The sequence below is a fragment of the Mesorhizobium sp. M1050 genome (assembly GCF_040318715.1).
In the GTDB taxonomy this organism is placed as follows: Bacteria; Pseudomonadota; Alphaproteobacteria; order Rhizobiales; family Rhizobiaceae; genus Mesorhizobium.
In genome coordinates this window covers 1-6992 of the sequence record NZ_JAMYMV010000138.1, presented here as the reverse complement: position 1 = coordinate 6992, position 6992 = coordinate 1, and the positions used below count along the sequence as shown (strand labels likewise).

Here is a 6992-nt window from a genome sequence, read left to right as displayed (position 1 = left end):
CTTGGACTTTCACCGGCACCGGCGTGGCCGGCATCGGCGCTTACAGCAATATCGGCACGGCCACCGGATCGTTCACCGATACCGCCGGCCATAGCGCCAATCCCGACGACACCGACGGCTCCAGCTATTTCGGCGCCAATCCGCATATTACACTCGACAAGAAGACCAATGGCGTCGACCACGGCCTCAACATCTTCCAGGGCCAGCCGGTGACCTGGACCTACGATGTCAAAAACGACGGCAATGTCGCGCTCACCCATGTCGTCGTTACCGACGACAACGGCACTCCCGGCGCCGGCGACGATTTCCATCCGAATGCGATCCTCAACGGCACCCACAACAGTGGCGATACTGACCTGGACGGTGTGTTCGATATCGGCGAGATCTGGCATTACAAGGCGACGGGAACCGCTCAACTCGGCGGCTACGTCAACAATGCCACGGCCACCACCGATCCCTATGTCGACACGGCCGGACATTCACTCACGCCGACCGGCCTCGACAGCAGCGACTACGAGGGCTTCTCGAACAAGGCGCTGACCCAGGGCTTCTGGGGCAGCCATACCGATGCCTGGGACAATGTCGCCAACAACGAAGGCAATCCCACCAAGAGCGCCTTCAACAGTGGTGTCCTGTCCAGCCTCGACATCAATCCGCGCGCCGACGGCAATTTGCTGCTCGGCGACAGCAACGGCGACGGCATTGCCAACGACGCTCACGACCTCCTGATTTCGATCAACCTAGCCAAGGCAATCGAATCGAGCTCGACCGGTGGCGATGCGCGCGTCATCATGTTGCAGCAGGCGATCGCCGCCCAGCTCAACATCGACAACCATGTCGGTCAGCCCAACGACCTGATCGACGAGGCGGTGATGTGGCTGAAGGGCGAGGGCGCCTGGGCGGGGCTCGGTTTCAGTGTTGACTCTATCGGTGGTAGCAACGGCATCGTCGATCAGAACGGCGCCGGCACTGCTCTGGCGGGCAGTGCCGTCAAGACGAGTTCGATTGCCTGGACCAAGTATGTCGATGTCACCGACGCGAGCACCGGCATCACCGACTGGAACGGCGGCAAGGAGGCAGACGGCGAGGGCCTGAAGAACGCGTTGATGTGGTTCAACCAGGATCAACTGGTGACATCCGGGCCGGGTGATACCGACCACGTAGCTTGGTTCGATGGAACTCACATCGTCCACGATCACCTCAACACGCTCGATCAATTCTGGCTCACGCTGCATGAAGTTGGAGGCCTGACGGGCATCGCCTGAGGCAGGCTTCTGGCCTTCCGGCCAGATGCCCTGCCGCGGCGCGCCAGGTGAATTAGCATGGGAAGGGGCTCCTCTATCTTCAGCTTGCCGCAGGCTAGGACTAGGTCCTTGGGCCTGGTCTTGATCGCCTGCGCGCTTCTTCTCGGGCTCAGCGGCGTGCTGCCGGTCTCGCCGGGTGTCTGGCTGGTCTGCCTGGCGTTGGCGGGTTTGGGCGCTCTTCTGTTGTTTCGTGCACGCGGTCCCGATAAGGCCGAAACCGGCCCAGGTATCGCCCCTGGCGTCGCGGCGACCGGACGGCGAACTGGCAGTCCCAAGACCCGGCAGCAGATTTCCGAACTCGCGGCGGCGATCAAGTCCTGCCGCTCGGCGTTCATCGCCATCGCCCTGTTCAGCGGCGTCCTCAACGTGCTGATGCTCGCCGGCTCGCTCTACCTGCTCGAGGTCTACGATCGCGTGCTGCCGAGCCGCAGCGTGCCGACGCTCATCGGCCTCAGCTTGCTCGTCGCCATTCTTTATGCCGGCCAGGGCGTGCTCGATTTCATCCGCGGCCGCATCCTGGTGCGCATCGGCGGGGCTCTCGACGAGGCGCTTGGCGCCCGTGTCTATTCCAGCGTCCTCAAGCTGCCGCTCAAGGTCGGGCGCAACGGCGACAGCATGCAGCCGGTGCGCGACCTCGACAGCGTGCGCGCCTTCCTGTCGGGCACCGGCCCGACCGCACTGTTCGACCTGCCGTGGCTGCCGCTCTATCTGGCCATCATCTTCATGTTCCATGTGCTTCTTGGCCTGACCGCCCTGGTCGGGGCGATCGTGCTGGTGCTGTTGACCGTCTATGCCGAGCGGCTGACGCGCAAGCCGGTCACCTCCGGCACCCAGGCCGGCATCGTCCGCAACGGCCTGACCACGACCGGCAACCGCAACGCCGAAGTCATCGCGGCTCTTGGCATGGGCGGCAGGATGGCCAGGCGATGGGAAGAGGCCAACCGTGACTATCTCGCCGAGCAGCGCAGCGTCAGCGATATCGCCGGCGGCTTCGGCGCCGTGTCCAAGGTGCTGCGCATGCTGCTGCAATCGGCGATGCTCGGCGTCGGTGCCTGGCTGGTGATCGAGCAGCAGGCGACCGCAGGCATCATCATCACCGCGTCGATCCTGAGTGGCCGCGCGCTGGCCCCCGTCGATCTGGTTATAGCCAACTGGAAGGGTTTCCTGACCGCCCGGCAAGGCTGGCAGCGCCTGACCAAGGTTCTCACGGCGGTACCCGCCGATGCCGAGCCGATGGCGATGCCGGCGCCGAGCCGCCACATTTTCATGCAGGGTGTCAGCGTGGCGGCGCCCGGAACGCAGCGGCTCCTAGTGCAGGACGTCAGCTTTGCGCTTGAAGCGGGACACGCCGTCGGCATCATCGGCCAGAGCGGTTCGGGCAAGTCGACGCTGGTCAGGGCGCTTGTCGGCGCCTGGCTGCCCGCCGCCGGCAGGGTCCGGCTCGACGGCGCCGACCTCGACCAGTGGTCGCCGGAGGATCGCGGCCGCTTTGTCGGTTATCTGCCGCAGGACGTCGAGCTGTTTGCCGGCACGGTCGCCGAAAACATCGCCCGTTTCGAGCCCGACGCCGATCCCGCATTGGTCATTGCCGCCGCCAAGACGGCCGGCGCGCATGATCTCATCGTCGGTTTCCGCGACGGCTACGAGACGCAGATCGGCGAACTCGGCGTGGCCGTTTCGGCCGGCCTGCGCCCGCGCAGCGCGGTGGCGCGCGCGCTCTATCGCGATCCGTTCCTGGTGGTGCTCGACGAACCCAATTCCAACCTCGACGCCGAAGGCGAACAGGCACTGTTCCAGGCGATCGTTTCGGTGCGTCAACGCGGCGGCATCGTCGCGCTCGTGGCGCATCGGCCAAGCGCGCTCGGGACGGTCGATTTCATCCTTGCCATGAATCAGGGCCGCGTCCAGGCGTTCGGCCTCAAGGACGAGGTTTTGGCCAAGCTGTTTCCACGGCCGCAACCCGCGGTGGCCGCCGTGCCGAGGCTCAGGCTCGCCACTGAAGAGCCGGCGCCGCCGCTTGGCGCGGCGGCGGCAGGCGAGTGAGAGGAGGAACGATGCTCAGCCCCTCCCAGCACTCCATTCGGCGCTACATGCGTTTTGGCCTCATCGCGGTCGCGCTGCTAGTCGGCGGCGTCGGCGGTTGGGCTTCGCTGACGCGGATTTCGGGAGCGGTCATCGCGTCGGGGGTTCTTGTCGTCGATTCCCACATCAAGGACGTGCAGCATTCGACAGGCGGCATCGTTGGCGAGATCGCCGCGCATGACGGCGACCGCGTCAAGCGCGGCGCGCTGCTTGTGCGCCTCGATCCCACCATGCCGGCGGCCAATCTCGCCGTCGTCACCAAGGCGCTTGATCAGTTGTCGGCGCGCGAGGCGCGCCTCGAAGCCGAACGCCAGGGCGCCGACGCCATCGCCTTTCCGCAGGATCTTCTCAATCGCGGCAATGATCCGGTAATCGCCGAGATCATTGCTGGTGAGGAACAGGTCTTCGAGACGCGGCGGGCGGCCCGTTCCGGTCAGAAGAGCCAGCTGCAGGAGCGGGTCCTGCAGTTGCAGAAGGAGATTGGCGGGGACACCGCCCAGGCGGATGCCAAATCGCAAGAAATCGCGCTCGTCGAGGAGGAACTGGCCAGCATACGCGCGCTGTGGAAAAAGCGGCTGATTTCGATCGATCGCCTGACCGCCATGGAGCGCGAGTCGGCGCGGCTCGACGGCGAGCGCGGCCAATTGACGGCCGCCCTGGCGCAAGCCCAGGGCAAGATCGCCGAGATCAATCTGCAAATCATCCAGATCGATCTCGAACTCAGCACCGACGTCAACAAGGATTTGCGCGAGATTGACGGCAAGGTCGGCGAACTGACGGAGCGCAAGATCGCCGCCGAGGACCAGCTTAGGCGCATCGACATCCGCGCGCCGCAGGACGGCGTCGTGCAGCAGTCCATCGCCCATACGATCGGCGGCGTCATTACCCCTGGGCAGACGATCATGCAGATCGTGCCCGACAGCGACAGCCTGACCGTCGAGGCCAAGATAGCGCCGAGCGACATCGACCAGCTCTGGGTCGGCCAGCCGGCGGCGCTGCGCTTCTCGGCCTTCAACCAGCGCACCACGCCGCAAATCAACGGCACGGTCGAACGGACCTCGCCGGATACGACCACCGACCAGCGCAGCGGCATCAGCTACTACACCGTTCGCATCGCGACCACGAGCTCCGAAGTCGCGCGGCTCGGCGAGGTCAAGCTCGTCCCGGGGATGCCGGTCGAATCCTTCATCAAGACTGCGGACCGGACCGTGATCTCCTACCTCGTCAAGCCGCTGCAGGACCAGATCAGCCGCGCCTTCAGGGAATGAGAAGACGCTCGGCAACGCCAACCCTTTGATCTTACCCTACAGATCCGCCTCGGCGAAGATGCGCGAGGCCCAGTCGAGGAAGACGCGAAGGCGTGGCGAGAGTTGCCTGTTCTGCGGGTAAAGCGCCGACAGCGGTGTCGGCGAAGGCGGGTAGTCGGCCAACACCTCGACGAGCGTTCCGTCGGCGAGATCCTTCTCGAAGCGATAGCGCGGCGCCTGGATGAGGCCGAGGCCAAGCCGAGCCAGATCGGCGGCGGTGTCGGAATTGTTGGCTGCCACGCGGCCCGGCAGCCGAACCTCAAGGGTCTTGCCGCCGACGGTGAATTCGAACGGAAGGGTCTCTCCGGTGCGCGACGAGACGAAGCCCACCGCCTGGTGACCGTCGAGCGCATTGGGGGAGGCGGGCGTGCCGTGGCGTTCGAGATAGGCGGGACTGGCGCAGGTGATCTCGCGTATGACAGCCAGGCGCCGCATGATCATGCCGCTGTCTGGCGGCTCGCCGACGCGGATCACGCAATCCACCCCCTCGCGCACGAGATCGACCAGCCGGTCGCTCTGGCCGATCTGCAGGTCGATCCTGACATAGCGGGCAAGGAACTCCGGCAGGCGCGGCAACAGGAATGTGCGGGTGAGCAGCGTGCTGGCGTCGATGCGCAGCAGCCCGTAGGGCTCGGCATTGCGGAAGGCGGCCTCGGCATCCTCGATCTCGCCCAGGATCGACAGGCAGCGCCGGTAATAGGCTTCGCCATCCTGCGTGGCGTTCACCTGCCGCGTCGTTCGCTCCAGCAGGCGCGCGCCGAGATGCTCTTCCAGCCGCCTGATCGCTTCCGTCGCGGTCGAACGCGGCAGGCCGAGATCGGCCGCGGCAGCGGTGAAGCTGCGCCGCTCCAGAACGCGAATGAAGAGCCGCATCGTGTCCAGCCGATCCATGGCTTTTGTTCGCAGTTTCCGAATAGTGATGTCAATAGGCGGGTGATTATCCGGAAGTTGGCGTGGCCTATGTCTGTGTCACCAACAACGCGGAGACACTTCCATGACATCTGATCAACCCAGAACGGCGATCGTGACCGGCGCCTCCAAGGGCATCGGTGCCGCGATCGCACAGCGGCTCGCCCGCGACGGCGTCGCCGTCGTCGTCAACTATTCACGCGGCCGCGCGGAGGCTGAAGAGCTTGTCCACACCATCGAGGCCGGCGGCGGCAAAGCGATCGCCGTGCGGGCCGATATCGCCGATCCGAACGGCATCGCAGCGCTGTTCGACGCCGGCGAGAAGGCGTTCGGCGGCATCGACATCCTCGTCAACAATGCCGGCATCATGAAGACGTCGCCGATCGCGCAGACCGACGATGCTTCGTTCGACACGCAGATCGCGATCAATCTCGGCGGCGTGTTTCGCGGCATGCGGGAAGGCGCGCGCCGGCTTCGCGACGGCGGCCGCATCGTCAATTTCTCAAGCAGCGTCGTCGGCCTCTACCAGCCGGCCTACGGCGTCTACGCCGCCACCAAGGCGGGCGTCGAGGCAATGACCCACATCCTGGCCAAGGAACTCGGCGCGCGTCGTGTCACGGTCAACGCGGTGGCGCCCGGACCGATCGAAACCGCCCTGTTCACGGACGGCAAGAGCGAGGCGCAGATAGAGGTCATCGGCAAGATGATCCCGCTCGGCCGGCTTGGCCAGCCCGACGACATTGCCGGGCTGGTCTCGTTCCTGGCCGGGCCGGACAGCGGCTGGGTCAACGGGCAAATCATCCGCGCCAATGGCGGCGTGATCTGAGGCGGCAATCAGCCGGCTTGGCTCTATCCAACAGCTTGAATCCACCCTCGAAAGACCAAGGAAAACGATCATGCCATTCGCCAACTTCAAGATGCCGCAAGCGGCCCTTTCCAAGGCGCAGAAGGAAGACCTCATCCATCGAACCACCCAGATGTTCGTCGACATTTTCGGCGAGGGCGTTCGCCCCTACACGATGGTGCTGGTGGAGGAGGTCGCCGACGGCGGCTATGGCCGGGCCGACGAAGTGTTCACCGTGCCGGACGCCTATCGCGCCAAGGAGTAGCGCGGGGGCAAGCGACGGCTTCAATTCTCGCAAAACAGGGACGAGGAACCAGGTTCTTCAAGATTTGCGCCAGCACCCCCACCCGGACCTTCGGTCCGACCTGCCCACAAGGGGGAGGTGGGGAGCCCAGCTTTTCTGCATCGTCGTAAGGCGCTGACCCACTGGCGTATACGCGCTTCCTCACCCTCCCCCTTGTGGGCAGGGCTATCGCATATGAGTAAAGAGGCTAAGCAGGTTTTGATCGGCCCATCGTGCCTTGAGTCGTTTGTGGCTGAGCGGGA

General features: G+C 65.0%; 6 protein-coding genes. 5 read left to right on the top strand and 1 reads right to left on the bottom strand.

The genetic code is table 11. The features are described from left to right. From NKH57_RS33190 to NKH57_RS33180, 3 genes are all read left to right on the top strand, one after another. The coding region (locus NKH57_RS33190) for a CLIPPER-2 domain-containing protein (RefSeq protein WP_352950550.1) at positions 1-1265 on the top strand (1265 nt) is incomplete at its 5' end. A gap of 327 nt (positions 1266-1592) precedes the next feature. Continuing rightward, positions 1593-3347 carry a type I secretion system permease/ATPase gene (locus NKH57_RS33185; RefSeq protein WP_352950552.1) on the top strand — a complete coding sequence of 585 codons (1755 nt, stop codon included), beginning with the start codon at positions 1593-1595 and terminating at the stop codon, positions 3345-3347. An 11-nt stretch (positions 3348-3358) separates the two neighbouring features. Beyond that, entirely contained in the window at positions 3359-4654 is a 1296-nt protein-coding gene (locus NKH57_RS33180) for an HlyD family type I secretion periplasmic adaptor subunit (RefSeq protein ID WP_352950548.1), read from the top strand. A 36-nt stretch (positions 4655-4690) separates the two neighbouring features. On the opposite strand, the gene NKH57_RS33175 is transcribed toward NKH57_RS33180, so the two are convergent. After that, positions 4691-5584: a LysR family transcriptional regulator gene (locus tag NKH57_RS33175; RefSeq protein WP_352950546.1), complete on the bottom strand. Its 894-nt coding sequence runs from the start codon at positions 5582-5584 to the stop codon at positions 4691-4693. Between the two features lie 103 nt (positions 5585-5687). On the opposite strand from NKH57_RS33175, the gene NKH57_RS33170 reads away from it, so the two are divergent. Both NKH57_RS33170 and NKH57_RS33165 read left to right on the top strand, forming a co-directional pair. Next, positions 5688-6428 (top strand): SDR family oxidoreductase, encoded by a 741-nt coding sequence (locus NKH57_RS33170; protein WP_352950544.1) that lies wholly within the window; start codon positions 5688-5690, stop codon positions 6426-6428. A gap of 70 nt (positions 6429-6498) precedes the next feature. Next, positions 6499-6711 carry a tautomerase family protein gene (locus NKH57_RS33165; protein ID WP_352950542.1) on the top strand — a complete coding sequence of 71 codons (213 nt, stop codon included), beginning with the start codon at positions 6499-6501 and terminating at the stop codon, positions 6709-6711. The last annotated feature ends 281 nt before the right edge of the window (positions 6712-6992 follow it).